The sequence below is a fragment of the Pseudomonas sp. LRP2-20 genome, assembly GCF_024349685.1.
In the GTDB taxonomy this organism is placed as follows: Bacteria; Pseudomonadota; Gammaproteobacteria; order Pseudomonadales; family Pseudomonadaceae; genus Aquipseudomonas.
The window spans coordinates 514496-540861 of the sequence record NZ_AP025944.1; the positions used below are offsets into that span (position 1 = coordinate 514496).

Consider the following 26366-nt stretch of genomic DNA (forward strand, 5'->3'; position numbering starts at 1 on the left):
ACTGCATTCATGACCGTGTTGAAGATGACCGACCTCGACCTGCAAGGTAAGCGCGTACTGATCCGCGAAGACCTCAACGTACCTGTAAAGGACGGTGTGGTAACCAGCGATGCGCGTATCCTGGCAGCGCTGCCGACCATCAAGCTGGCCCTGGAAAAGGGTGCGGCGGTGATGGTCTGCTCGCACCTGGGCCGCCCGACCGAAGGTGAGTTCTCGGCCGAGAACAGCCTCAAGCCGGTTGCCGACTACCTGAGCAAGGCCCTGGGCCGCGAAGTGCCTCTGGTGGCCGACTACCTGGACGGTGTTCAGGTGAACGCCGGTGACCTGGTGCTTTTCGAAAACGTGCGTTTCAACAAGGGCGAGAAGAAGAACGCTGACGAGCTGGCGCAAAAGTACGCCGCCCTGTGCGACGTGTTCGTCATGGATGCTTTCGGCACCGCTCACCGCGCCGAAGGCTCCACCCATGGCGTAGCCAAGTTCGCCAAGGTTGCCGCCGCAGGCCCGCTGCTGGCGGCCGAGCTGGACGCGCTGGGCAAAGCCCTGAAGGCCCCAGCCAAGCCGATGGCGGCCATCGTTGCCGGTTCCAAGGTGTCGACCAAGCTGGACGTGCTGAACAGCCTGAGCAGCGTCTGCGACCAGCTGATCGTCGGTGGTGGCATCGCCAACACCTTCCTGGCCGCTGCCGGTCACCCGGTTGGCAAGTCGCTGTACGAGCCTGACCTGGTCGAAACCGCCAAGGCCATTGCCGCCAAGGTCAGCGTGCCGCTGCCGGTCGACGTCGTGGTTGCCAAGGCGTTTGCCGAGGACGCCGAAGCCACCGTCAAGGTCATCGGCGACGTTGCCGCAGACGACATGATCCTGGATATCGGCCCGCAGACCGCTGCCCATTTCGCCGAGCTGCTGAAGTCGTCGAAGACCATCCTGTGGAACGGCCCGGTCGGCGTGTTCGAGTTCGATCAGTTCGGCAATGGCACCAAGGTGCTGGCCAAGGCCATCGCTGAAAGCGCTGCATTCTCCATCGCCGGTGGTGGCGATACCTTGGCTGCCATCGACAAATATGGCGTCAGCAAGGATATCTCCTACATTTCTACCGGTGGCGGTGCCTTCCTCGAGTTCGTCGAAGGCAAGGTGCTGCCAGCCGTGGCGATCCTGGAAGAGCGGGCAAAAGCCTGACCATGGTGGCGCCTGGCAAAGGGAGCGACCTGATGGTCAAGCTATTGCCTGTGATGTTGCTGGCTGGTCTGCTGGGCGCCTGCTCCAGCAGCCCGTCGTCGGATGCTGACCCGGCGCAGCCGCCCAAGGGTGGCTGTTACCAGTCTGAGTGGCAGGCCGAGACCGTACCGGTCATCAGCAAGCGCGTAGGCCCGGAAGGCCTGGAAAAGTATGACGAAGAACACCAGCGCCAGGCGCCGGGTTGCCCCTGATACTGTGCGTTTCGTCGGGGCAGGCAACCAAGCGACCGCTGTGTGGTCATCTAGAGGATATGTAATGAAAGCGCTGCTGGTCTCGATGGCCCTGGCGACACTGGCAGGATGCTCGCTGATCCAGCCAGCACCTTCCGCCCCGGCGGACAACTGGACCCGCTGGGTCTGCGATACCCAGGCTGAAGTGCTGTGGCGCTTCACGGATGCACAACGGGACCAGGTTGACGTACGCCTCGGCGGTGGCGACCAGGTCTACCGGCTGAAGTCCGAGCCGGGCGCCTCTGGCGCGCTGTACAGCGATGGCGTGCTGGCCTTCCACACCAAGGGCGAAGAAGGCCTGGTGTACTGGGTGGCAACCAACGATCTGATTGGGCGGGGCTGCAAGGCACCGTGACTGGCCGGGCCGCACAGGCGGCCCACACTACTTGAACAGCAACCGCCCCTGCGGCAGGCTTGCACGAAACAAACGACGCTTGTCGGGAGAGAGATACACAATGGCACTCATTAGCATGCGCCAGATGCTGGACCACGCCGCCGAGTTCGGTTACGGCGTTCCGGCTTTCAACGTCAACAACCTCGAGCAGATGCGCGCCATCATGGAAGCGGCCGACAAGACCGACTCCCCGGTGATCGTCCAGGCTTCGGCCGGCGCCCGCAAATACGCCGGTGCACCGTTCCTGCGCCACCTGATTCTGGCCGCCATCGAAGAATTCCCGCACATCCCGGTGTGCATGCACCAGGACCACGGCACCAGCCCTGACGTGTGCCAGCGTTCCATCCAGCTGGGTTTCAGCTCGGTGATGATGGACGGCTCGCTGGGCGAAGACGGCAAGACTCCGACCGACTACGAGTACAACGTTCGCGTCACCCAGCAGACCGTGGCCATGGCCCACGCCTGCGGCGTTTCGGTGGAAGGTGAGCTGGGCTGCCTGGGTTCGCTGGAAACCGGCATGGCCGGTGAAGAAGACGGCATCGGTGCCGAAGGCGTGCTGGATCACAGCCAGATGCTGACCGACCCGGAAGAAGCCGCCGACTTCGTCAAGAAGACCCAGGTGGACGCCCTGGCCATCGCCATCGGCACCAGCCACGGTGCCTACAAGTTCACCAAGCCACCTACCGGTGACGTGCTGGCCATCGACCGCATCAAGGAAATCCACAAGCGCATCCCTAACACCCACCTGGTGATGCACGGGTCTTCCTCGGTACCACAAGAGTGGCTGGCGATCATCAACCAGTACGGCGGCGACATCAAAGAGACCTACGGCGTACCGGTCGAAGAGATCGTCGAAGGCATCAAGCACGGCGTGCGCAAGGTCAACATCGACACCGACCTGCGCCTGGCGTCCACCGGTGCCATGCGCCGCCTGATGGCACAGAACCCGAGCGAGTTCGACCCGCGCAAGTTCTTCGGTGAAACCGTGAAAGCGATGCGTGACGTGTGCATCGCCCGTTACGAAGCGTTTGGTACTGCCGGCAATGCCTCGAAGATCAAGCCGATCTCCCTGGAAGGCATGTTCCAGCGCTATCTGAAGGGTGAGCTGGCCGCCAAGGTCAACTGATCCACAGGCGCACGAAGAAAAAACCCGCAGCGATGCGGGTTTTTTTATGCGTTGAAAATACGGCAAGGCAACCGTTAGTCGGCTACCGTGAAACTTATTCACTGATAGCGATCTGATTGCATTGCTAGTCGCAACGGCAGGTCTAGAGTATTAAACGGATCCAATAGCAAGTCGAAGTCGGTCAAACAAGAGAAGCAGCATGGATGGCGCTTACCCTCAGCCACTGGATGGCAAATCGGTTCTCCTGGTGGTAGATGATTACCCGGAAAACCTCATCAGCATGCGGGCCTTGTTGGCACGTAGTGATTGGCAGGTGTTGACGGCAAGCTCAGGGATGGAAGCCTTGGGTACTTTGCTCGAACACGAGGTCGATCTGGTGCTGCTCGATGTGCAGATGCCGGAAATGGACGGCTTCGAGGTCGCTCGCCTGATGCGCGGCAGCCAACGAACCCGGCTGACCCCGATCATCTTCCTCACCGCCAACGAGCAGTCCGATGCCGCCGTACTCAAGGGCTATGCCAGTGGTGCGGTGGATTACCTGTTCAAACCCTTCGATCCACAGATTCTCAAGCCCAAGGTGCAGGCGCAGCTGGACCAGCAGCGCAACCGGCGCATGCTGCAGCGGCTGACCCGCGAGCTGGAAGCCGCCAGGGCGTTCAATGCTTCGATCCTGGAAAATGCCGCCGAAGGCATCCTGGTGGTCGACGCCGAGGGTGTTATCAGCTTTGCCAACCCGGCGATCTCGCGCCTGATGCATACCCCGGTCGAACAACTGCAGGGTGCCCACCTGCTCGATCTGCTGCAGTTGGCCAATGCAACCCTGTGGAGCGAATCCGAATTCCACAACGCCTATCTCGCGCGGCAGATCGTGCGGGTCCATGATGCCCTCCTGCGTACCCCGGGTGGTCAGCTGGTGCCTGTGGCGCTGTCGTGCGCGCCGTTGCCGGCGGAGCAACAGGCGATGGTGGTCACGGTGCTGGACATGTCGGTTGAGCGCAATCTGCACCAGCAGCTCGAATACCAGGCGGTGACCGACCCCTTGACCGGGCTGCTCAACCGCCGCGGCTTCTATCAGGCCGCCGAAGGCGCATTGCTGCGTGGCGAGCGCTCGAACAAGACCCAGGCCCTGATGTACATGGACCTCGATGGCTTCAAGCGGATCAATGACTCGCTGGGCCATGAGGCCGGTGACCGGGTGCTGCACTGGGTGGCCGAGCAGCTCAAGGACTGCCTGGGTAGCGAAGCGCTGCTGGCGCGCATGGGCGGCGACGAGTTCACCGCGCTGTTCGACGGCCTGCCCTATCCGGAACAGGCCGGGCGCTATGCCGAAAAACTGCTTGAGCGGGTATCGATCCCGCAGCAGGTGGAAGGACTGGATGTGTGCCTGGGCGTCAGCATCGGTATCGCCACTTACCCCGACTGTGGCAGCAGTGTCGAAGGCCTGCTGCGCGCTGCCGATACGGCGATGTATGCAGCCAAACAGGCCGGTCGCCAGCAGTATCGCTTCTACGATCAGGAGCTCAATGGCCGCGCCCGCTCGCGGCTGATGCTTGAAGACAGCGTGCGAAATGCCGTCGAGGCCCAGGATTTCAGCCTCGTGTACCAGCCCCAGGTGGCCTTTGCCGATGGTCAGCTACGGGGGTTCGAGGCCCTGCTGCGCTGGCAGCATCCCAGCGTTGGTGACGTGCCGCCAGGGCTGTTCATACCGTTGCTGGAAGAAGCCCGGCTGATCAACCGCCTGGCCAGCTGGATCTACCGCCAAGGAGCCGCACAGCGTAAGGCCTGGTGCCAGCATTTTGCCCCGGAACTGGTGTTGGGCATCAGCCTGAGCCGCGCGCAGTTCTGCATGCCCAGCCTGGTCGATGAGCTGCAGCGGGTAATCCAGGAATATCAGCTCGACCCGGCGCAGCTGGAGGTCGAGGTGGCCGAGACCTCGCTGATGTACAACATCGACACGGCGATCAAGCAGATTCACCGCCTGCGCGCATTGGGCGTGCGTGTGGCGCTGGACGATTTTGGCGCGGGTGACTGCTCGCTGCGCATGTTGCGCGACCTGCACATCGACACGTTGAAGCTGGACCGCCATCTGGTAGCTCGGCTGCCGGATTCTGCGGTGGATGCTGCATTGGTGCGCAGTGTCATCGGCCTGTGCGCGGACTACGGCATCACCGTGATCGCAGAGGGGGTTGAAACACAGGCCCAGGCTGCGTGGCTGAAGGCAAACGGTTGCGCTTACGTACAGGGCTTTCTGGTCGCACGCCCGATGACGGCGGTGGATGCCACTGGCTTCAAGGCGATTTTTCCCTGGCTGCGGCCATGATTGGCTAGAATCGGCATTCGTTACGTCGAATGCCGTGCCATGACCGTATTACGCTATTTGCAAGCCTACCCACCGCACCTGCAGGAGCAGGTGCGGCAGATGATCGACAGCGACCGCCTGGGCGAGTACCTGCAGCGCCGCTACCCCGGTCGCCATGACGTGCAGAGCGACAAGGCGCTGTACGGCTATGCCCAGGACCTGCGCCAGCAATACCTGCGCAGTGCGCCAAACCTGGACAAGGTGCTGTTCGACAACCGCCTGGACCTGACCCATCGGGCCCTGGGGCTCAATACCGCAGTGTCGCGGGTGCAAGGCGGCAAGCTCAAGGCAAAGAAGGAAATCCGTATCGCCTCGCTGTTCAAGGAGGCGGCGCCGGAATTCCTGCGCATGATCGTGGTGCACGAACTGGCGCACCTGCGCGAGCGCGATCACAACAAGGCGTTCTACCAGCTCTGTCAGCACATGGAGCCGGCTTACCACCAACTGGAATTCGACCTGCGCGTCTACCTGACCTATCGGGAGTTGCCGGGCAACCTGTAAGGATCACGCAGCATGGATGTGAGCAAGACCAAGAGCAGTTTCTACCGCCGCCTGTACGTGGCCTGGCTGATCGATAGCCAGACCGCCACCAGCGTGCCGGCGCTGATGGAGGCCACCGGCATGCCGCGGCGAACGGCCCAGGACACCATCGCCGCACTCGCCGACCTGGACATCGTTTGCGAGTTCGAGCAGCAGGAAGGGGCGCGCAATCATGCCGGGCATTACCGCATCCATGACTGGGGGGCGATCGACAAGCAGTGGATCATCCAGCACCTGCGGCAGATCAGGGAAGTACTGGGGTATCCATGACCTTGCGCATGCCGATATGCGCAATATCGTCTTCCAGGTACTGCTCGCCGACCACCTCGAAACCGTGGCGGGCATAGAAACCTTGCAGGTGTGCCTGGGCTGACAGGTACACCGGCGTGCCATGCCAGCAGTGCTCGGCTGCTTCCAGCCCCTTGAGCAGCAACGGATGCCCGAGTTTCAGCGCGCGCGCATCAGGTGAGGTCACCACTCGCCCGATGACCACATCGCCACTCTGGGACTGCGGGTCGAGCAGGCGCAGGTAGGCCACCAGCTTGTCACCCTGCCAGCCCATCAGGTGCGGTGTGTCGCCCGTCAGGTCCTGGCCATCGACTTCCTGGTAGGCACAGCGTTGCTCGACCACGAACACGGCGGTACGCAGTTGCAGGATGGCGTACAGCTCCTGCTTTTCGAGGTCGGAGTGATGCTTGCAGAGCCAGCGGATGGACATGGGGTAACTCCTGAAATGGATGACTGATCATCGCAAATTTTCGCAGTTCGGCCAAAATAGAGGCTAAATGACATTATTGGCCGCTGCCCCCGCCGACGGCATTGTGTAACCTCATCTGCGAGTCGCCTTTCACAGCGTGTGCCTCCCACTGCAAAAGGACATCTGCATGCGGCCACTGCTTTGCGCGTTGGGTTTGCTGGGCCTGCTCCTGGCAGCACCTGCATTCGGCCAGGACAGGCTGCGGCTGGTGGCCGACAACTGGCCGCCGTTCACCGACAGCGCCATGCCGGGTGGCGGGCTGGCCACCAGCCTGGTCACCACGGCGCTGGCTCGCGCCGGGTATGCAAGCGGCTACGAGGAAGTGCCTTGGGCGCGGGCATTGATGGGGATTGGCGAAGGGCGCTACGACGTGCTGATCAGTGCCTGGTACAACGATGCGCGCAAACAGATCGGGCAGTTTTCCAAGGGCTACCTGAGCAATCGCATTCGCCTGCTCAAGCGCAAGGACGACACCTTCAGCTACGAAAATCAGGGCGATCTTTTTCCCTACAGTATTGCGGTCGTGCGTGACTATGCCTATTCACCCGCATTCGATAGCGATACCCGCTTGAACAAGGTGGCGGTACGCAACTTCTCCACCGCCGTACGCATGCTGGCAGCCGGAAGAGTCAACCTGGCCGTGGAAGATGAATACGTGGCGCGCTACAACCTGCAACGCGAGCCGCAGGCAGTGCGCGAGGGCGTGACGTTGGTGGGGCCGCCGCTGGCAGAGAATACCTTGCATATCCTGGTGAGCCTCAAGCACCCCGATCACCAGCAGATCGTCGAGCGGTTCGAACAGGCCATCGCGGCGATGAAGGCCGATGGCAGCTATGCACGGCTGATGCGCCAGCATGGTTTCTGATCTTGGCTGCCTGCTCCGGCCCTTTCGCGGGCAAGCCCGCTCCCACAGGTTGCGCGCTGCCTTTGGCCTGGCGCTATCTGTGTGGGAGCGGGCTTGCCCGCGAAAGGGCCGGTAGTGGAAAACTCAGGCTGACGGCGCCTCTTTGATCAGGTGCGCGGCCAAGGTGCGCAGCGGCCCCAGCTGCCGGCAGATCAACGCCAGCTGCGTCTGCACCAGGCGCTGGTGCTCATCCAGCTCTTCGGGCATCTGCTCCAGGGCATCGGCCAGCGCTTCTTCGGCATCGCTGTGAATCGCCACCGGCAGCCGCGCCGCCAGGCCATTGGCAATTTCGTCCAGGCTATTGGCCAGACTCTGCCCGGCGCCATCGATCAACTGCTCCTGTACTTCTGCCGGCAGGGCTGCATCGCGATGCGCACCCAACCCCGACAGGTAACTGAGCAAGGTGTGCGACAGCACCAGGAAACGGAAGCCGACATCGGCTTCCTTACGGAAATGCCCTGGCTCCATGAGCATGTTGGCCAGTGTGGTCGACAGCGCCGCGTCGGCGTTGTGGGCGTTGCGCCGGGCCAGGCGGTAGGCGAGGTCGTCGCGCTTGCCGTGGGCGTACTGCTGCATGATCTGGCGCAGGTACACGCTGGCACAGGCCAGGGTGTTGGCCAGCGCCTTGTTCAAGCGCCGGCCCTGCCAGTCGGGGAGGAACAGGAACACCGCGAGAATGGCGATCAGGCTGCCGACCAGGGTATCGAACAGGCGCGGCAGGAACAGGCCGTAGCCATCGCCGATCTGGTTGAAGCAGAACAACACCATCAGCGTGATCGCTGCGGTGGCCAGGGTGTAACGGGTGGTGCGGTTGACGAAGAACACCACGCCCGCCGCCACGGCGAACAGCGACTGGATGACCGGGTTGGGGAACAGGTCGAACAGCGCCCAGCCGACGGTCAGGCCGATCGCAGTGCCGAAGATCCGCTGCACCAGCTTGCGTCGGGTGGCGCCATAGTTGGGCTGGCAGACGAACAGCGTGGTGAGGATGATCCAGTAGCCTTGGGTCGGGTGGATCAGGTGCACCATGCCATAGCCGATCGACAGCGCCAGCGGCAGGCGCAGGGCATGGCGGAACAGCAGCGAGGTCGGTGTCAGCTGGGTGCGCAGGCGCGTCCACACGTCCTTCAGGCTGCGTGGCGAGCGGTCCAGCAGGCTGCTGTCGCTGGCATCGGCCAGGCTGTCGGGATTGCTGGCGGCGCTGAGCAGGCGGTCGAGGGTCGCCAGGTTGGCGGCCAGGGCGCGCAGCGAACGCAACAGGCCACGCCAGGCCGGGTTGCTCTGGATGCGCAGGTGTTCAAGTGAGGCGTTGAGATCTTCCAGGGCTTCGGCGAAACCGCTGGCCAGCACGAAAGGCTGGCGCAGGCGGATCGAGCGGGCCAGCTCCTGGCAGGAGGCACCCTGTTTGCGCAGCAGGCGCTGGCAGCGGAACATCACATCGCTGTGGAAGAACGCCTCGTTGAGGGCGTTGTAAGGGTAGTGCGAGGCGCTGACCCGTTCGTGGATGTCCTGGGCCAGGAAGTACAGTTTGAGGTAGCGGCTGACCTTGGAGTTCGGCTGGCTGTTGCCGACCCGGTGCAGGATGATTTCCTTGGCCGCATTGAGCGCCGCCACCACCTTGCCATTCTGCTGGGCCAGCGCCAGGCGCTGGGCCTCGACATCGAGGTTGCGGATCGGCTCGAACAGGCTGGCCTTGAGCTTGAGGTAGCTGCCGAGTTCGAAGAACAGCTTGGCCAGGCTCTGCTGTACCGGCTGGTTGGAAAACAGCGCCTGCCACAGCACCGAGAGCAGCCCGTACCAGGCCGCGCCCGCCACCAGCAGCATCGGCTCGTGCCAGAAGTCGGTGACCTGCCCGCCACGCTGGTCCACGCCGATCATGGTGTACACCGAGGTGATCAGCGTTGCCGAGGCAATTGCGCCATAGCGCTCGCCAAGGGCGCCGAGCATGGTCAGGCCGAACGCGGCCAGGGCCAGGGCGATGACGAAGATCCATGGGTAGGGGAACAGCAACTCGACCGCCAGCGCGGCGATGGCAAAGCAGGTGAGGGTAACGGCCAGGGCGCTGAGGCGGCCCTGCCAGCTGTCATCGGTCTCGGCCAGGGCGCTGGCGATGATGCCGAGGAACAGTGGAATCAGCAGGGCCATCTCGTTCTGGTACCAGCACAGGGCCAGGCTGCCGGTGAGGGCGATGGTGACCCGGATGCTGTAGCTGAACTTGTCTTGGCCCCACAGGCGACGCAGTGACTGACGGAACGAACTCGATGACATGATGGCCTGCTAGGCAGTGATCGAATGAATGCATTGCAGCACGGCCAGCAAGAAGCGTTCCGTGCTGCTGAATGGATTCTACTCTACACGAACTGCGCAGCGGCGTTGGCGGATGCCCAGGCCCACTGGAAATTGAAACCGCCCAGATGGCCGGTGACGTCGAGCACTTCGCCGATGAAATACAGCCCAGGGCTTTTCAGCGATTCCATGGTCTTGGACGACACTTCGCGGGTGTCCACGCCACCGAGGGTCACTTCCGCGGTGCGGTAGCCTTCGGTGCCGGCCGGCACCACTTGCCAGTTCGCCAGTCTTTCGGCGATCTGCGCCAGTTCCGCCGGGGTGTACTGTTTCATCGGCCGCGACTCGAACCACTGCTCGGCCAGCAGGTTGGCCAGCTTGCGGGTGAACACCTCGCCCAGCACGGTCTTCAGTTCGGCGTTGGCGCGCTCGGCCTGCACCTGCTGCAGCCAGCTCAGCGCATCGCGATCCGGCAGCAGGTTGATCTCCACCGTGTCGCCGGCTTCCCAGAACGACGAGATCTGCAGGATCGCCGGGCCACTGAGGCCGCGGTGGGTGAACAGCAGGTTCTCGCGGAAGCTGGTGCCGTTGCAGCTGGCCGTGCAGTCGAGCGAGGTGCCCGACAACTCGGTGCACAGTGCCTTGAGTTGGGGCTCGGTGATGGTGAACGGCACCAGCCCGGCGCGGGTCGGCAGCAGGGTGTGGCCGAACTGGCGGGCCACCTGGTAACCAAAGCCGGTGGCGCCCAAGGTCGGGATCGACAGGCCGCCGGTGGCGATCACCAGCGACTGGCAGGTGAACTGGCCACCACTGGTTTGCAGCAGGTAGCCGGCTTCGGTCTTCTCGATCTGCTCGATGCTGGTGTGCATGCGGATCTCGGCACCGGCCTCGTCGCACTCGGCCAGGAGCATGTCGAGGATGTCGCTGGCCTTGTTGTCGCAGAACAGCTGGCCGAGCTTCTTCTCGTGGTACGGCACGCCGTGCTTGCTGACCAGCTCGATGAAGTCCCACTGGGTGTAGCGGGCCAGGGCTGACTTGCAGAAGTGCGCGTTGTGCGAGAGGAAGTTGCTCGGTTCGGTGTACATGTTGGTGAAGTTGCAGCGCCCGCCGCCGGACATGAGGATCTTCTTGCCGGGCTTGTTGGCGTGGTCGAGCAGCAGCACCCGGCGGCCACGGCGGGCGCTGAGCTGGGCGCACATCAGGCCGGCGGCGCCGGCGCCGAGGATGATCACGTCGGTGGAGTGCACGGTGTAAACCTTTTTGAAAGAATCGCTGAACCCTGTGGGAGCGGGTTTACCCGCGAAGGCGGCGGTGAGCCCACCATCGCATTCGCGGGTAAACCCACTCCCACAGGGACCTTGCCAAGCTTTTAGATGATGCGGACTTTAAGGGACCGGCCCTTGATCTTGCCGCTGTTCAAGCGCTGCATGGCCTGCTTGGCCAGCGCCCGCTCCACGGCAACGAAGGCCTGGAAATCGAAGATGGCGATCTTGCCCACCTGTTTGCCCGGGATCCCGGCATCGCCGGTCAGCGCACCCAGGATGTCGCCCGGACGCAGCTTGTCCTTGCGCCCGGCGGCGATGCACAGCGTGCTCATCAGCGGCAACAACGGCTCGCCCTTGTTCTTCAGGCTGTCCAGCTGGTCCCAGCGCAACGGGCTTTTCTGCAGGTCTTCGATGGCCTGGGCACGATGGCCTTCGGCGGGCGCCACCAGGCTGACCGCCACACCTTTCTCACCGGCACGGCCGGTACGGCCCACGCGGTGCACATGGATCTCGGCATCGCGCGCCAGCTCGACGTTGATGACCATGTCCAGGCCGTCGATGTCCAGGCCGCGGGCCGCCACGTCGGTGGCCACCAGCACCGAGCTGCTGCGGTTGGCGAACATGGTCAGCACCTGGTCGCGGTCACGCTGCTCCAGGTCGCCATGCAGGGCCTGGGCGACGATGCCCTTGGCGGTCAGGTGGGCAACCACGTCTTCGCACTGCTGCTTGGTGAAGCAGAACGCCACGCACGATTGCGGGCGATAGTGGCCAAGCACGCGAGTGACGGCTTCCAGTCGTTGCTGCGGGTCGATCTCGATGAAGCGCTGCTCGATCTGGTTGTCAGTGTGCAGGCTTTCGACCTTGACCTGTTGCGGCTTGCGCATGAAGTCGGCGGCCAGCTGCTCGATGCCGGCCGGGTAGGTGGCCGAGAACAGCAGGGTCTGGCGGCGCGACGGGGTCTTGCCGATGATGCTGGCGATGGCGTCGAAGAAACCCATGTCGAGCATGCGGTCGGCTTCGTCCAGCACCAGGGTGTTCAGGCCGTCGAGCACCAGGGTGCCTTTGTCCAGGTGCTGCTGGATGCGCCCTGGGGTGCCGACGATGATGTGCGCACCGTGCTCCAGCGAGGCTATCTGTGGGCCCAGCGACACGCCGCCGCAGAGGGTGAGGATCTTGATGTTGTCCTCGGCACGGGCCAGGCGGCGAAGCTCCTTGGCCACCTGGTCGGCGAGCTCGCGAGTAGGGCACAGCACCAGCGCCTGGCAGCCGAAGTAGCGCGGGTTGATCGGGTTGAGCAGGCCGATGCCGAAGGCGGCAGTCTTGCCGCTGCCGGTCTTGGCCTGGGCGATCAGGTCCTGGCCGCGCAGGATGACGGGCAGGCTCTGGGCCTGGATCGGCGTCATCGAGGCGTAGCCGAGGGCGTCCAGGTTGGCCAGCATGGCGGTGGACAGCGGCAAGGTGGCAAAGGCGGTGGATTCGGTGGTCACGAGGCGGGCCTGCGTTGCGAAGCGAAAAATGCCGCACAGTCTACCAGCCTCGTGGCCATTCGCCCTACGACTCCATGTGTTGTTCCGGACGACGGGCACGCCTTCCGTCCGTCGGCGACAGTTGCAGGAAGATCGCCGCCGCCAGCATGGCCATCACCCCGATGGTGACGAAGGTCAGCTGGAACGCACCCAAGGTGGTCTCCACGCCCTCGGAACTGCCTGCCGCAGTGAAACCGCCGAGCAAGGCACCGGCGCAGGCCACGCCAAGGCTCAGCGACAGCTGCGCGACCACCGACAGCAGGCTGTTGCCGCTGCTGGCGCTGGCATCGTCGAGGTCGATCAGGGTCACCGTGTTCATCGCCGTGAACTGCATCGAGTTGACCGCGCCGAGCAAGGCCAGTTGCACCAGCAGCACGGCGTACGGCGTCTGTTCGTCGACCAGGCCCAGGCTGGCCAGCAGGATGCCCAGCAGCAAGGTGTTGCCGGTCAGCACGATGCGATAGCCCAGGCGCTCGATCAGTGACCGGGCGACGGACTTGGCCAGCATCGCCGAGGCGGCCAGGGGAATCATGCTCATGCCGGCCTGAGCCGGCGAATAGCCCAGCGCCACTTGCAGCAGCAACGGCACCAGGAACGGCAAGGCGCCGCTGCCCAGGCGCGCGAACAGGTTGCCGAGGATGCCGATGGCAAAGGTGCGCACGCGGAACAGGCTGGGCGAGAACAGCGGCTCCGGGTCGCGCCCGGCACGCAGCCAGTAGGCGGCCAGGCAGGCCATGCCGGCGAACAGCAGCAACATCACCCGCAGGTGAGGCAGGTGCAGTTCGCCCAGGCCTTCCATGGCAATGGTGATCAACACCATCGCTGCGCCGAACAGGATGAAGCCGGGCCCGTCGAAGCGGGTGCGCTCCACCCCGCGCAGGTCGGGGATGAACTTCCACGCCGCATAGCAGCCCAGTGCACCGACTGGCAGGTTGATCAGGAAGATCCAGTGCCAGCTGAGGATCTCCACCAGCCAGCCGCCCAGGGTCGGGCCCAGCAACGGGCCGAGCAGGCCAGGGATGGTGATGAAACTCATGATCCGCACCAGCTCGGTGCGTGGGTAGGCACGTAGGACCACCAGGCGCCCCACCGGCAGCATGAGCGCACCGCCCAGGCCCTGCACGACACGGGCAAAGATCAGGAAGCCGAGGCTGTTGGCCGTGGCGCACAGCAGCGAGCCGAAGCTGAACAGCAGGATGGCGCTGAAGAAGATGCGCTTGGTGCCGAAGCGGTCGGCGATCCAGCCGGAGGCGGGAATCAGCAGGGCCACGGTGAGCATGTAGGCGATGATCACGCCCTGCATGCGCAGCGGGTCTTCGGCTAGCGAACGGGCCATGGCCGGCAGGGCGGTGTTGAGGATAGTGCCGTCCAGGGACTGCATGAAGAAGGCGATGGCCACCACCCAGGGCAGCCAGCGGGTGGTGGTGGGGTCCAGCGGTGCTCGGTCAGGCATGACGTACTCTTCCGTCTGTTCCGGCCTCTTCGCGGCTAAAGCCGCTCCCACAGGGATCGAATAACCCCGGTGGAGCGGCTTTAGCTGCGAAGAGGCCGGTAATGGCAATCACAATGTCAGGGTCAGACCTTTGACCAGTGCCCCCGGCAGATGACTCGACCCGGTACTGCGCTGTCCATAGGTACTGGTCGAGAGGATCATCTCGCGCTCCTGGGTCAGGTCCTCCAGCTGGCTGCCAAGCAAGCTGTACAGGCTGTCATCGAAGCGCATGGTCCTCACCGGCCCCTGAATCTGGCCGTTTTCCACCCAGAAGGTGGCGAAACGGGTCAGCCCTGTCATGCGTGCCGCTGGCAGGTCGGAGTAGTTCAGGTACCAGAGGTTGCTGATGTACAGCCCGGTACCGAGCCGCTCAAGGATCTGCTCGCCGGGCAAGCTACCCGGCGCCAGGCTCAACGCGCACGGCGACTCGTAGCTGTCGGCGCCATTGGCCAGCAACTCGAACTCCGCTGCGCTGCGGGCACTGACCAACCGCTGCAGCGCTTTGCCCTGCTGAATCAGCGGTACATCCAGGCGCGGTGAACCCTCATCGGAGAATGCCGGGCTCAGCGAGCCGCTGACCTGCTCGCTGAAACTCACCATCGGGTGCAGTTGCGCATCGCCGTTGTACAGGCGCTGCAGGGCACTGTTGCCGGTGGCCAGGGCCTGTGCGGAAAAACCACCCCAGCAGAGCATGCCGGCGATTTCGTCCATGGCCGCAGGTGCCAGGTAAGCGCGATAGCTGCCGGGCTTGAGGGTCACAGCCGGTCGGCCGAGAAAGCCCAGCTGTTCCCGTGCCTGGCGCAGGCGGGTAGTGAATTCGTCGGCGTTCCAAAGTTGGCCGGCATAGTTGGCCTTCACCGCCTCGCCATTTTCGTGAAACAGGCTCCAGTCGAAGTTGAAGCTGTTGGCCTGGTGCCAGCCAATGGCCCCGAACGAGCTGGCGAAGCCCCGGCAGACCGGGCCGGCGGCATAGATGCCCACCAGGTCCAGGTCGCCGGCCTCGCGCTCGAGCAGGGCCAGCACTTCGCTCAGTGCGGGCAAGGGCTGCGTCTGCTGGCTGTGGCTGTGCCATGCGCTTTCATCCAGGCGCAGGTACGGGTCGATGGCCAGCAGTGGCAGGGTCTGGCGCAACTGCTCCAAGGCTGCGATCAGGCGTTGCTGGTCGAGTTGCGCGTCGCCACTCAGGGTCACCTGCTGTTCCGCCTGGCGGCCGTCACGGATCAACCGCAGTTGCGCGCTGGCCTGGCTCACTGCGCCGGCCTGGCGCACCTTGGCGTGGTTGAAACGGACGAATTGCGACTGTTCGGCGCTGTAGCCGAGGGTGAATTGCTCGTCGGCTTGCAACGCTCGGCGCACATCCGCGATCAGGGCTTCGAAAACGTGCTTCATCAGGCGTCTCCTCCGAATACATCGATCTGGCGGAATACGCAGGCAGGCGAGGCATGCCCGACCCGCACCACCTGGTTGGGTTCGCCCTTGCCGCAGTTGGGCGTGCCCAGGACCTGGAAGGTGCTGCGGTCGCCGACCGCCGCGAGGTTGCGCCAGAACTGCGCGGAGATGCCGCGATAGTTGGGGTTCTTGACGATGCCCTTGAGCTCGCCGTTCTCGATCAGCTGGCCCCATTCACAGCCGAACTGGAACTTGTTGCGCGCATCGTCGATGGACCAGGAGCGGTTGGTGCGCATCAGGATGCCGTGTTCGATGCCCTGGATCAGCTGATCCAGCGGCTGGTCGCCCGGTTCGATATTGAGGTTGGCCATGCGGTCGATCGGCGCACGGTTCCAGCCGCAGGCGCGGCTGTTGGCAACGCCATCCAGGCCCGAACGGAATTGCGACAGGGCTCCACCCAGAGGGCGCACCAGCAGACCTTCACGGATCAGGAACTGCTTGCTGGCGGCCGTACCGTCGTCATCGAAGCTGTAACTGGCCAGCTCTTCGCCGATGGTCGGGTCGAAGGTCACGTTGAGCAGGCTGGAGCCGTATTGCAGGTGGCCGAAGTCGCTGGCCTTGACGAAGCTGGTGCCTGCGTAGTTGCGCTCGTCACCGAGGATGCGGTCCATCTCCAGCGGGTGGCCAATGGACTCGTGGATCTGCAGCATCATCTGGTCGGGCATCAGCAGCAGGTCGCGCGCGCCGCTCGGGGTGTTGGGTGCCAACAGCAGCTGCAAGGCGTCATCGGCGACCCGGCGGGCAGCGCCGACCAGGCCACAGCGCTCGACGATTTCGAAACCGCCCTGCTGGCCAAAGTTGTCGCGGCCCAGGCTGCGGCTCTGGCTGTCCTGGCCGTCGCTGGCGGTAACGCTCAGGCCCGGGAACAGGAAGCGCTGGGCATGGCGCAGTTCGGCGCCGGCCGAGTTCAGGTAGGTCTGCTCGACCAGGCTCAGGCCCAGGCTGGCCTGCCAGTCCACCAGGCGGCTGTCCTTGGGCACGCTGGCCGATTCGTCGGCAAGCAGGCCAAGGCAGTCGGCCAGGCTCGGTACCGGCTGGTCGAAGTTGGGCGACAGGTGGTCGTGGCGAGCGCTGGTCACAGGCTGCTCGCGCAAGTCGAGCAGGTTGTGCCGGGCGATCTGTCGAGCCAGTGCCTCGGCCTGTTCCAGTGCCCGTTGCAGGCCGGCCTGTGACAGGTCGGCGGTGGCCGCATAGGCCTCCACGCCATTGACCCGCACCGTCAGCATGGCGCCCTCGTCGTGGCTGAAGACCGGCGGCTCGGCCACATTGCGGCGAACCGAAAGCGCCTGGTGCGACTGTTTCACATGGCGCAGGGAAAACAATTCGGCCGTACTGCGCAGCGCGGCAAAGCGCTGGCGCAGCAGGGCGCTGGAATCGAACATCTGGAAGCCTCCGTTTTCACGGTGGCTCCCCCTAGAACCACCCGTCTTGCATGGCCAGGCACGTGTCGTCGCGTGCCTCGAGCAATGCCAGCTCATTATGGCAGGCAGGAATTTCCCAGGTCAGGAAATAACGAGCGGCCTGCAGCTTGCCGAGATAGAAGTCGCGGTCAGCGGGGATGCCCTTGAGCAGGCCAAGTTCGGCGTGGATCGCCTGCTCCAGCCAGCGCCAGCCAATCACGCAGTGGCCGAAGACCTTGAGGTACAGGGCCGAGTTGGCCAGGGCACCCGCGACTTTGCCCTCGGCCAGGTCGCCGAGCAGCGCCAGGGTCACTGATTGCAGGCGGTTGACCAACTGCTCCAGCGGCTGGCGAAGGGTGTCCAGGGCCGGGTGGTGGCTGGCGCGTTCGGCGCTGCCGGCAATCAGGCGGATCAGTTGCTTGAGCCCGGCACCGTTGTTCTGCGCCAGCTTGCGGCCCAGCAGGTCGAGCGACTGGATACCTTCGGTGCCTTCATGGATCGGGTTCAGGCGGTTGTCGCGGTAGTACTGCTCCACCGGGTACTCGCGGGTGTAGCCGTGGCCGCCGAGAATCTGGATAGCCAGTTCGTTGGCCTTGAGGCAGAAGGTCGAGGGCCAGGACTTGACGATCGGGGTCAGCAGGTCGAGCAGTTCCTGGGCCTGTTTGCGGGCGCTTTCGTCGCTGGCGGTGTGGGTATCGTCGAAGAGCCGTGCGGCGTACAGGCCCAGGTCGAAGGCACCCTCCACATAGGCTTTCTGCGCCAGCAGCATGCGTTTCACGTCGCTGTGTTCGATGATCGGCACGGCCGGGCTGTGCGGGTCCTTGTTGTCTGGCAGCCGGCCCTGGGGCCGCTGGCGAGCGTATTCCAGCGAATACAGGTAGCCCGCGTAGCCGAGCATCACCGCGCCCATGCCGACGCCGATGCGCGCCTCGTTCATCATCTGGAACATGCATGCCAGGCCCTGGTGCGGCTGGCCGACCAGATAGCCGACGCACTGGCCTTTATCGCCAAAGTTGAGCGCGGTGGAAGTGGTGCCGCGCCAGCCCATCTTGTGGAACAGCCCGGCCAGCAGCACGTCGTTGCGCGGGCCGCGGCTGCCGTCTTGGTTGACCAGGTACTTTGGCACGATGAACAGCGAAATGCCCTTAACGCCAGGCGGTGCGTCCGGCAGCTTGGCCAGCACCATATGCACGATGTTCTCCGACAGTTCGTGATCGCCGCCAGAGATGAAGATCTTGTTGCCTCTGAGCCGGTAGGTGCCATCGCCAGCGGGTTCTGCGCGGGTGCGGATATCGGCCAGTGACGAGCCCGCATGGGGCTCGGTCAGCGCCATTGTGCCGAAGTAGCGGCCTTCGATCATCGGCTGCAGGTACAGGCGCTTCTGTTCGTCGGTGCCGAAGCTTTCGATCAGGTTGGCCGCACCCATGGTCAGGAACGGGTAGGCCGTGGTGCCGGCGTTGGCCGCCTGGAAGTGGGCGAAACAGGCCTGTGAAACCAGGCTGGGCAACTGCATGCCGCCCACTTCGAAGTCGCGGTTGGCGTTGAGGAAGCCGGCTTCGAGGAAGGCTTCGACGGCGGGCTTCACCTCGGGGATCAGTTCGGCGCGGCCGTCCACATAGCGCGGCTCGTTTTCGTCGGCCTTGCGGTTATGCGGGGCGAAGAACTTCTCGGCGATGGTGCGCGCGGTGGTCAGGGCCGCGTCGAAGGTCTCGCGGCAGTGCTCGGCGAAGCGCGGGCGTTGGGTCAGGGCTTCGGCGTCGAGGACTTCGTAGAGTTCGAAGGCGAGGTTGCGTGGGCTGAGCAGGGTCTCGGGCATGGTAGGGGTCCTCGGGGGCGTGAACCGAGTGTAGGGCTGACCCATGGCAGCGGCTACCATGATTGATCCAGATGATGGTTGATTACAACCCAGCATGTTTCGCAGTTTTACACAGGCCTGGACGGATCAATTCTTCCTGATAGTTTGTTGAGCGGGATATATGAGAGTGGCGTGTGATGACATGGTTTTAAACTGTCTGCAACTGGCATTTGTGATAGGGCGAACGTGTTGTGGTCGCCTGTGTTTGCGGGTAGTGTGATTCGTACGGAGTGAGTGACGCGTCCACCTATGGCGCCACCGCGGCGCCCAAGCAAATGAGTATCATGAATGTTCAACTCTGATGCGGCCGTTTACGCAAATACCCCTGCTGTCAGGGTGTTTGCTCGCGGGTTGGTTGTTGGTGAAGTTGCCTATCATCGTCACTTTGCTGATTTGAACGATACCCGGGCGCGCATCACCCGCCATCATTATGATGTGCGCGGTGGTCTCAGCCGTAGTATTGATCCGCGCCTTGACCCATTGGGGCGGGCAAATTTCATTTATATAAATGCCCTGGTTGGAAATGCCCTGCGTACACAGAGCGTGGATGCGGGTATTGCCATTGCGCTCAACGACAGCGCAGGCAGGCCCTTGCTCAATGTGAAAAATGTGGATAATCACCCTGGCGAACGGGATAATTACAGTCAGGCTGTGACGCGTACTTTTTTTTACGAGGATGTCCCTGGCGCAGGCCGGCCGTTGTACGTTGCCGAACATACTGCCGACGGTGTTCGCTGCATCACCGAGCGTTTTGTATATGCTGGTCTTGATGTAAAGGAACAGGCCCATAACTTGGCAGGGCAATGCATTCGTCGCTATGACACGGCGGGCGTGATGGTGCGCGACCGTATGGCCCTCATGGGTGCCGAGTTGTCGGTTGAGCGGCGGTTGCTGCTACACGGTGACGATAAGCAGACCGACGTCGATTGGCGAGGTGATGACAACGCGGCCTGGGATAGTTATCTGGAACCGATCAAACAGTCTCACAAAACTTGCTTTACCACCGATGTTTTCGGTGCACAGGTTTTGATGACTGATGCAGCCGGTAATCAACAGCGTTTGGGCTACGACGTGGCGGGACGGCTGACGGGCAGCTGGTTCTCCCGGATGGGCGCAGCTGAGCGTGTCATAGTGCAGTCCTCGGTCTATACCGCTGCCGGGCAGAAGTTATCAGAGGTGCATGGTAATGGCGTTATCACAGATTATTCCTATATGCCTACCACCCAGCGCCCGGCGGGCATTCGCTGTGCCCGCCCTGCCGGCCACAAGGCGGGCAGAAAGATACTGCAGGACTTGCGCTACGCCTATGATCCGGTAGGCAATGTACGCAGTGAGCGCAACGAAGCCGAAAGCGTCAGGTACTGGCGCAATCAAGCGGTAGTGGCAGAAAGAACCTGTCGGTATGACAGTCTCTATCAGCTGGTCCGTGCCACCGGGCGCGAGTCGGTCGATGTCGGTCTGCGAACAAGGGATCAGCCTGGTCTTGTCGCTTTCGATAGCGCCACTTATACCAACTACTCACGTACCTACACCTACGATATCGCTGGCAATCTGAGCCGCGTGGACCACAATGCGCCTGCCAACAACTGCCAGTATTCGAGAAAAATCACTGTCAGCGACCGCAGCAACCGGGCAGTATCCAGTGACCTTGCTGAAACCCCTTCAGCCGTGGAGGCGTTGTTCAGGCCAGGAGGCCAGCAGGCATTGCTGGCGCCGGGTCAGCACTTGGCATGGACACCGCGCGGCGAGTTGCAACTGGTTGCGCCGATCGTGCGTGAAGGGCGTCCAGATGATAGCGAATTCTATCGCTATGGCAGCCAGAGTCAGCGTGTACTGAAAGTCAGCATCGCCTGCACGGCCAGTCGCCTGCGCATACAGCGAGTGACATATTTGCCGGGGTTGGAGTTGCGATGTTCAGCCAATGAGTCTCGGCTGGAAGAAGAACTTCGCGTGATGACGGCCGCTGAGGCCGGCCGTGCTCAGGTGCGTCTCTTGCACTGGCCGGCGGGCGCGCCTGAAGGCATGGCAAACGATCAGTTGCGTTACAGCTACGGCGACCTGCTGGGCAGCAGCACGCTGGAAGTCGATGGGGCCGGAAGTCTGATCAGCCAGGAAGAGTACTACCCGTTCGGCGGCACGGCGCTGTGGGCTGGGCGAAGCGAGCTGGAGGCAAGTTACAAGACGATTCGGTATTCAGGTCAGGAGCGTGATGCGACGGGGCTTTATTATTTCGGTAGGCGCTATTACCAATCCTGGGTTGGGCGCTGGCTGAGTACTGATCCGGTGGGTACTGTGGATGGTCTGAATTTGTATTGCATGGTTAGAAATAACCCAACCACGCTCAAGGATGTCGATGGCGAACAGAGTTTCGAGGGGGCCTTTGGCGAAGAGTTCAAAGTACTGGACAGCGTGCTCATGTTCCCAAAAATTTTTGAGGGTGAGCAAGCTGGCGTCGTATTCAAGGGCAATATTGAGGCGACTGCTGTTAAAAGAAGAACGACTGTGTTTTGGCAGCGTAATGTACCTGCCTATCAGCCAACTGAGTCGGAATCAATCATAGGTCCTGCTGGAGGTGTGCAAGATGTTTATGGGCCTGAAGCGCAGTACGCTCTGGGCATGCAAGTTACCGAGCAGTTCGCAAAGGACATCAAGCGTGGCACGTATTCCGTGGTGGCGGGGGGCAGTGAAATGCCATTGCTGGCAAGCAATCTCGATGAGCATTTCAACGTTCAACAACGAGGCGTCATTTCTACTATTGCCCATCAAGCGCATCTGGCCGATACGTGGAAGTTGCTACATGGTATTGAGCCTGTCGGAGGGCTCGTTGATGACTCTGGCTTGATGCGTGCAGCTTGGGTGCCGGCGCCTTCGTCGGAGCCTGAACACAAAATTCAAGTTGAAAAAGGAGAAAATCCTTTGGTTCGGGTTTCTTCAAGGCAAAGATATATGCTTAGGAATATTATATCCGGGGAATTGAATGGCAATCTGGACGTCATTACCGAGCAGGCCACTAGGTTGAGTTTGACGGTGGTTGATGGTGTGGATATTTATTCCCACCAAAGTGAGCACCCAACGGTGCAGGTAATTCGTATTGTGCACACCAGTGAACCGATTGTGCCAAGGCATTCGATGTATTCGAACTTAAGGTTCTGGAAGAGGAATAGTGCTCCGAAGGTATGATGCGTGGCACTTTTGTGCCAGGGCCCTTGCATCATCCTCGCCAGAAAAAAAGGAGAGCCAAAGCTCTCCTTTTTCATCAGCAACCCCTGGCGTCAGCCAATGGTCATCAGGCTGGCGTTACCGCCTGCAGCCGCAGTGTTCACACTCACTGCCCGCTCGATCACCAGGCGCTCCAGCGCAATCTGGTGATCCCCGCTGGACAGCCCGTGCACACCGACGATCGCGCCAGCGCGCTTGGCCACCTGCTGGCACACGCCGCGCAGCTGGTCGGAGTCGCCGTGGTGGATCACGGCGTCGAACGCCACTTCGTCCTTGTTCCAGTCCGTCACCAGCTTGACCTTGGTCTGCAGCTCCTTCGGCAGGCGAGCACGCAGGGCCTTGCCAGGTTCTGCGTCTGCCCACACCGCCGAGCTACCCACAGCCAGCACCGCGGCGAACTGCGCCAGCAGGTCGGCTTCGTTGTCTGCCAGGCACAGCACATGCTCGCGCGGCAGGATGGTGTAGGTGTTGCGCTCGCCGGTCGGGCCGGGCAGCAGGCGGGCGATGCCGCTCTGCGACTGGCTGGCGAACTGGTTGCACAGCGCGGCCAGTTCGGCCTGCTGGTTGCTCTCGGCCCAGGCCTTGAGGGTGTGTAGCGGCTTGATCAGCTGGTCGTGCAGGGCTCGATCCGGCTGGCCCGCACCATCCTGCTGCTGGAAGTGGCGGCCGATGGCGTCGGCCGGGCGGGTCGACAGCAGGCGGTACAGGTACAGCGGGCCACCGGCTTTCGGGCCGGTGCCGGACAGGCCTTCACCGCCGAACGGTTGCACGCCCACCACGGCGCCAACGATGTTGCGGTTGACGTACATGTTGCCGGCGTTGGCGGTTTCCACCACCTTGGCGATGGTTTCGTCGATGCGGGTGTGCACGCCGAGGGTCAGGCCGTAGCCGGAAGCGTTGATCTGCTCGATCAGCTGGTCGAGGTTGCGGCGGTTGTAACGCACCACGTGCAGCACCGGGCCGAAGATCTCACGTTTCAGTTCGTCGAAGCTGTCCAGCTCGATCAGGGTTGGCATGACGAAGGTGCCACGCTTGATCTCGGCAGCATCGGCAATTGCCACTTGATAGACCGAGCGGCCTTTCTCGCGCATACCCTGGATATGCTTCTCGATACCGGCCTTGGCTTCGGCGTCGATCACCGGGCCGATGTCCACGGCCAGGCGGTCCGGGCAGCCCAGGCGGCTTTCGGCCATGGCGCCCTTGAGCATTTCGATCACGCGGTCGGCGGAGTCTTCCTGCAGGCACAGCACGCGCAGGGCCGAGCAACGCTGGCCGGCGCTGTCGAAGGCGGAGGACACCACATCGATGACCACCTGCTCGGTCAGTGCCGAGGAGTCGACGATCATCGCATTCTGGCCGCCGGTTTCGGCGATCAGCGGGATCGGCCGGCCCTGGTTGTCCAGGCGCCCAGCGACGTTGCGTTGCAGCAGGCGGGCAACTTCGGTGGAGCCGGTGAACATCACACCTTTGACGCGCTCGTCACCGACCAGGCCGGCACCGACGGTTTCACCGCGACCAGGCAGCAGTTGCAGCACGCCTTCCGGGATACCGGCCTCCAGCAGCAGGCGCACGGCCTGGGCGGCGATCAGCGGGGTCTGCTCGGCCGGTTTGGCCAGCACCGGGTTGCCGGCAGCCAGGGCTGCGGCCACCTGGCCGGTGAAGATCGCCAGCGGGAAGTTCCACGGGCTGATGCACACCACCGGGCCCAGCGGGCGATGGGCGTCGTTGCTGAAAGCGTTGCGTGCCTGCACCGCGTAGTAGCGCAGGAAGTCGACGGCTTCGCGCACTTCGGCGATGGCGTTGGCGAAAGTCTTGCCGGCTTCGCGGATGAGCAGGCCCATCAGCGGCTGGATTTCGGCTTCCATCAGGTCGGCGGTGCGTTCGAGGATCGCGGCCCGCTCGGCTGGCGGAGTGGCCTGCCAGATTGGTGCAGCGTTCAGCGCGCACTGGATGGCATTGTCGACGTCGGCGACGGTCGCTTCCTGCACGTGGCCGACCACGTCACGGTGGTCCGCCGGGTTCAGTACCGGCACGGCTGCAGCTTCGCTGGCGGCGCAGGCCAGCAGCGGGGTGGCCTTCCAGTCGTTGTTGGCAGTGGCCAGCATGGCGCAGGACAGCGACGCCAGGCGGTGTTCGTTGGCCATGTCGATACCGGCCGAGTTGGCGCGGTCGCTGCCATACAGCTCGCGCGGCAGCGGGATGCGTGGGTGCGGCAGGCCGATGTTGCCCTCCTGGGTGCCCATGCGCTCGATGCTGGCGACCGGGTCGGCAACCAGTTCCTGGATCGAGATCGAGTGGTCGGCGATGCGGTTGACGAACGAGGTGTTGGCGCCGTTTTCCAACAGGCGGCGAACCAGGTAGGCCAGCAGGGTTTCGTGGGTGCCGACCGGGGCGTATACGCGGCACGGACGGTTCAGCTTGCCGTCGGCGACCTTGCCTACAACCTGTTCGTACAGTGGTTCACCCATGCCGTGCAGGCACTGGAACTCGTACTGGCCCGGGTAGTAGTTCTGGCCGGCGATGTGGTAGATGGCCGACAGGGTGTGAGCGTTGTGGGTAGCGAACTGCGGGTAGATGGCTTCCGGCACGGCCAGCAGCTTGCGGGCGCAGGCCACGTAGGACACATCGGTATACACCTTGCGGGTGTAGACCGGGTAGCCTTCCAGGCCCTCGACCTGGGCGCGCTTGATCTCGCTGTCCCAGTAGGCGCCCTTTACCAGGCGGATCATCAGGCGGTGGCGGCTGCGCTTGGCCAGGTCGATGACGTAGTCGATCACGTACGGGCAACGCTTCTGGTAGGCCTGGATGACGAAACCGATGCCGTTCCAGCCCGCCAGGGCCGGCTCGAAGCACAGGCGCTCGAGCAGGTCGAGGGACAGCTCCAGGCGGTCGGCTTCTTCGGCGTCGATGTTCAGACCGATGTCATATTGCTTGGCCAGCAGGGTCAGCGACAGCAGGCGCGGGTACAGCTCTTCCATCACGCGCTCATACTGGGCGCGGCTGTAGCGCGGGTGCAGCGCCGACAGCTTGATCGAGATGCCCGGGCCTTCATAGATGCCGCGGCCATGGGAGGCTTTGCCGATCGAGTGGATGGCCTGCTCGTAGGACGCCAGGTACTTCTGTGCGTCATGCTCGGTCAGTGCGGCTTCGCCCAGCATGTCGTAGGAGTAACGGAAGCCCTTGGCTTCGAAGCGGCTGGCATTGGCCAGGGCTTCGGCAATGGTTTCGCCGGTCACGAACTGCTCGCCCATCAGGCGCATGGCCATGTCGACGCCCTTGCGGATCATCGGTTCGCCACTCTTGCCGATGATGCGGGTCAGCGAGGAGGTGAGGCCGGCTTCATTATGGGTGGAGACCAGCTTGCCGGTCAGCAGCAGGCCCCAGGTGGCGGCGTTGACGAACAGCGACGGGCTGTTGCCCAGGTGCGGCTGCCAGTTGCCGTTGCTGATCTTGTCGCGGATCAGGGCGTCGCGGGTGCCTTTGTCGGGGATGCGCAGCAGGGCTTCGGCCAGGCACATAAGGGCCACGCCTTCCTGAGACGACAGGGAAAACTCCTGCAGCAGGCCCTGAACGATGCCAGCACGGCCGCCAGCACTCTTCTGATTGCGCAGCTTTTCGGCGATGCCGGCCGCCAGCTTGTTGGTGGCTTCGGCCAGTGGAGCGCTCAGGCGCGCCTGCTCGAGCAGCATCGGCACCACTTCCTGCTCGGGGCGACGGTAGGCGGCGGTGATCGCGGAACGCAATACCGACTGCGGCAGGATGCTTTCGGCGAACTCGAGGAAGCACTGGTGGGCGTGGTCTGGCTGGACCTCGCCAGCGTCGTCGACCAGGTTGTTGGCGTGACCGTTGAGTTCGGTCAGGGTGGCGCCACCCTCGAGCTTCTCCAGGTAATTGAAGATCGCTTGCTTGATCAACCAGTGCGGCGTGCGGTCGATGGACTGCGCAGCTGCCTTGAGTCGCTCACGGGTCGGGTCGTCAAGTTTGACCCCAAGGGTGGTCGTCGCCAATTTCTTATCCTCATTATTGCCACGGCTGTGGCTTAAGCTGCGCCAAGATTAGCTGTAGGCGAATTCGGGTGCAACCAGGTGCAACCCGAATTTCTTGAAGAAAAGGTGCAACTCGTCCGGCGACATTTCCTACAGCTAAAAAAGGAACTGCCTACAGTGCGTTTTCTTATGAAAAACGCGCTTTTTGCTCCCGAATGAAGCAAAAAAGCAGATTTTTCTGAAATGGCACGAGTGGGTGCAACTTGCAAATGAAAAATGGTTGCACCGACTTTGCGTTGTTGCATAGGATGCGCCGCCTGGGTGCAACCGTCTTCGATGAGGGTT

General features: G+C 63.0%; 18 protein-coding genes. 9 read left to right on the forward strand and 9 right to left on the reverse strand.

The window, feature by feature from the left end; all coding sequences use genetic code 11:
- Window positions 1-9: 9 nt before the first annotated feature.
- From OCX61_RS02145 to OCX61_RS02175, 7 genes are all read left to right on the forward strand, one after another.
- Complete coding sequence (locus OCX61_RS02145) at window positions 10-1173, forward strand: phosphoglycerate kinase (protein WP_261942416.1); 1164 nt, start codon at window positions 10-12, stop codon at window positions 1171-1173.
- A 32-nt stretch (window positions 1174-1205) separates the two neighbouring features.
- Complete coding sequence (locus OCX61_RS02150) at window positions 1206-1424, forward strand: hypothetical protein (RefSeq protein WP_261942417.1); 219 nt, start codon at window positions 1206-1208, stop codon at window positions 1422-1424.
- A gap of 64 nt (window positions 1425-1488) precedes the next feature.
- On the forward strand, window positions 1489-1818 hold the full coding sequence (locus OCX61_RS02155; RefSeq protein WP_261942418.1) for an MliC family protein: 330 nt from the start codon (window positions 1489-1491) through the stop codon (window positions 1816-1818).
- Between the two features lie 100 nt (window positions 1819-1918).
- A complete protein-coding gene (fba, locus tag OCX61_RS02160) occupies window positions 1919-2983 on the forward strand; it encodes a class II fructose-bisphosphate aldolase (protein ID WP_008093958.1) in 1065 nt (354 codons plus the stop codon).
- Window positions 2984-3182: 199 nt separating this feature from the next.
- Window positions 3183-5303, forward strand: coding sequence for a putative bifunctional diguanylate cyclase/phosphodiesterase (locus tag OCX61_RS02165; RefSeq protein ID WP_261942419.1), 2121 nt, complete (start codon window positions 3183-3185; stop codon window positions 5301-5303).
- A gap of 39 nt (window positions 5304-5342) precedes the next feature.
- Entirely contained in the window at window positions 5343-5843 is a 501-nt protein-coding gene (locus OCX61_RS02170) for a M48 metallopeptidase family protein (RefSeq protein ID WP_027920691.1), read from the forward strand.
- 12 nt (window positions 5844-5855) lie between these two features.
- Window positions 5856-6152: a winged helix-turn-helix domain-containing protein gene (locus OCX61_RS02175; RefSeq protein ID WP_023378388.1), complete on the forward strand. Its 297-nt coding sequence runs from the start codon at window positions 5856-5858 to the stop codon at window positions 6150-6152.
- Here OCX61_RS02175 and OCX61_RS02180 read toward each other — a convergent pair.
- On the reverse strand, window positions 6127-6600 hold the full coding sequence (locus OCX61_RS02180) for a GNAT family N-acetyltransferase (RefSeq protein ID WP_261942420.1): 474 nt from the start codon (window positions 6598-6600) through the stop codon (window positions 6127-6129). The two genes, OCX61_RS02175 and OCX61_RS02180, sit on opposite strands and share 26 nt — an antisense overlap.
- 166 nt (window positions 6601-6766) lie before the next feature.
- Between OCX61_RS02180 and OCX61_RS02185 the strand changes: the two genes are divergently transcribed.
- The gene (locus tag OCX61_RS02185; protein WP_261942421.1) at window positions 6767-7504 is read left to right on the forward strand and encodes a substrate-binding periplasmic protein; all 738 of its coding nucleotides are present in this window, start codon (window positions 6767-6769) and stop codon (window positions 7502-7504) included.
- 123 nt (window positions 7505-7627) lie between these two features.
- Here OCX61_RS02185 and yccS read toward each other — a convergent pair whose 3' ends face one another.
- The 7 genes from yccS to OCX61_RS02220 form a co-directional block, all read right to left on the reverse strand.
- Window positions 7628-9811 carry a YccS family putative transporter gene (gene yccS, locus OCX61_RS02190; protein WP_261942422.1) on the reverse strand — a complete coding sequence of 728 codons (2184 nt, stop codon included), beginning with the start codon at window positions 9809-9811 and terminating at the stop codon, window positions 7628-7630.
- An 83-nt stretch (window positions 9812-9894) separates the two neighbouring features.
- On the reverse strand, window positions 9895-11076 hold the full coding sequence (locus OCX61_RS02195) for a BaiN/RdsA family NAD(P)/FAD-dependent oxidoreductase (RefSeq protein ID WP_261942423.1): 1182 nt from the start codon (window positions 11074-11076) through the stop codon (window positions 9895-9897).
- A 122-nt stretch (window positions 11077-11198) separates the two neighbouring features.
- Window positions 11199-12533: an ATP-dependent RNA helicase DbpA gene (gene dbpA / locus OCX61_RS02200; RefSeq protein WP_261944260.1), complete on the reverse strand. Its 1335-nt coding sequence runs from the start codon at window positions 12531-12533 to the stop codon at window positions 11199-11201.
- 112 nt (window positions 12534-12645) lie between these two features.
- Window positions 12646-14073 carry a multidrug transporter subunit MdtD gene (gene mdtD, locus OCX61_RS02205; protein WP_261942424.1) on the reverse strand — a complete coding sequence of 476 codons (1428 nt, stop codon included), beginning with the start codon at window positions 14071-14073 and terminating at the stop codon, window positions 12646-12648.
- A 108-nt stretch (window positions 14074-14181) separates the two neighbouring features.
- Window positions 14182-15501 carry a TldD/PmbA family protein gene (locus OCX61_RS02210; RefSeq protein WP_261942425.1) on the reverse strand — a complete coding sequence of 440 codons (1320 nt, stop codon included), beginning with the start codon at window positions 15499-15501 and terminating at the stop codon, window positions 14182-14184.
- Complete coding sequence (locus OCX61_RS02215) at window positions 15501-16943, reverse strand: TldD/PmbA family protein (protein ID WP_261942426.1); 1443 nt, start codon at window positions 16941-16943, stop codon at window positions 15501-15503. The genes OCX61_RS02210 and OCX61_RS02215 overlap by 1 nt, the downstream gene beginning before the upstream one ends.
- 31 nt (window positions 16944-16974) lie before the next feature.
- Entirely contained in the window at window positions 16975-18777 is a 1803-nt protein-coding gene (locus OCX61_RS02220) for an acyl-CoA dehydrogenase (protein WP_261942427.1), read from the reverse strand.
- A 327-nt stretch (window positions 18778-19104) separates the two neighbouring features.
- On the opposite strand from OCX61_RS02220, the gene OCX61_RS02225 reads away from it, so the two are divergent.
- The gene (locus OCX61_RS02225) at window positions 19105-21996 is read left to right on the forward strand and encodes an RHS repeat-associated core domain-containing protein (protein ID WP_261942428.1); all 2892 of its coding nucleotides are present in this window, start codon (window positions 19105-19107) and stop codon (window positions 21994-21996) included.
- Window positions 21997-22088: 92 nt separating this feature from the next.
- Here the strand turns inward: OCX61_RS02225 and putA are convergent, their stop codons facing one another.
- On the reverse strand, window positions 22089-26042 hold the full coding sequence (gene putA, locus OCX61_RS02230; protein ID WP_261942429.1) for a trifunctional transcriptional regulator/proline dehydrogenase/L-glutamate gamma-semialdehyde dehydrogenase: 3954 nt from the start codon (window positions 26040-26042) through the stop codon (window positions 22089-22091).
- Window positions 26043-26366: the final 324 nt, after the last annotated feature.

Coding starts and splice junctions, on each gene's coding strand:
- OCX61_RS02215 (WP_261942426.1), bottom strand. CDS start 16,943: ATGTTCGATTCCAGCGCCCTGCTGCGCCAGCGCTTTGCCGCGCTGCGC.
- OCX61_RS02210 (WP_261942425.1), bottom strand. CDS start 15,501: ATGAAGCACGTTTTCGAAGCCCTGATCGCGGATGTGCGCCGAGCGTTG.
- OCX61_RS02170 (WP_027920691.1), top strand. CDS start 5,343: ATGACCGTATTACGCTATTTGCAAGCCTACCCACCGCACCTGCAGGAG.
- dbpA (WP_261944260.1), bottom strand. CDS start 12,533: ATGCTGGCCAACCTGGACGCCCTCGGCTACGCCTCGATGACGCCGATC.
- yccS (WP_261942422.1), bottom strand. CDS start 9,811: ATGTCATCGAGTTCGTTCCGTCAGTCACTGCGTCGCCTGTGGGGCCAA.
- OCX61_RS02150 (WP_261942417.1), top strand. CDS start 1,206: ATGGTCAAGCTATTGCCTGTGATGTTGCTGGCTGGTCTGCTGGGCGCC.
- OCX61_RS02220 (WP_261942427.1), bottom strand. CDS start 18,777: ATGCCCGAGACCCTGCTCAGCCCACGCAACCTCGCCTTCGAACTCTAC.
- OCX61_RS02185 (WP_261942421.1), top strand. CDS start 6,767: ATGCGGCCACTGCTTTGCGCGTTGGGTTTGCTGGGCCTGCTCCTGGCA.
- mdtD (WP_261942424.1), bottom strand. CDS start 14,073: ATGCCTGACCGAGCACCGCTGGACCCCACCACCACCCGCTGGCTGCCC.
- OCX61_RS02175 (WP_023378388.1), top strand. CDS start 5,856: ATGGATGTGAGCAAGACCAAGAGCAGTTTCTACCGCCGCCTGTACGTG.
- fba (WP_008093958.1), top strand. CDS start 1,919: ATGGCACTCATTAGCATGCGCCAGATGCTGGACCACGCCGCCGAGTTC.
- OCX61_RS02155 (WP_261942418.1), top strand. CDS start 1,489: ATGAAAGCGCTGCTGGTCTCGATGGCCCTGGCGACACTGGCAGGATGC.
- OCX61_RS02145 (WP_261942416.1), top strand. CDS start 10: ATGACCGTGTTGAAGATGACCGACCTCGACCTGCAAGGTAAGCGCGTA.
- OCX61_RS02225 (WP_261942428.1), top strand. CDS start 19,105: ATGTTCAACTCTGATGCGGCCGTTTACGCAAATACCCCTGCTGTCAGG.
- OCX61_RS02180 (WP_261942420.1), bottom strand. CDS start 6,600: ATGTCCATCCGCTGGCTCTGCAAGCATCACTCCGACCTCGAAAAGCAG.
- OCX61_RS02165 (WP_261942419.1), top strand. CDS start 3,183: ATGGATGGCGCTTACCCTCAGCCACTGGATGGCAAATCGGTTCTCCTG.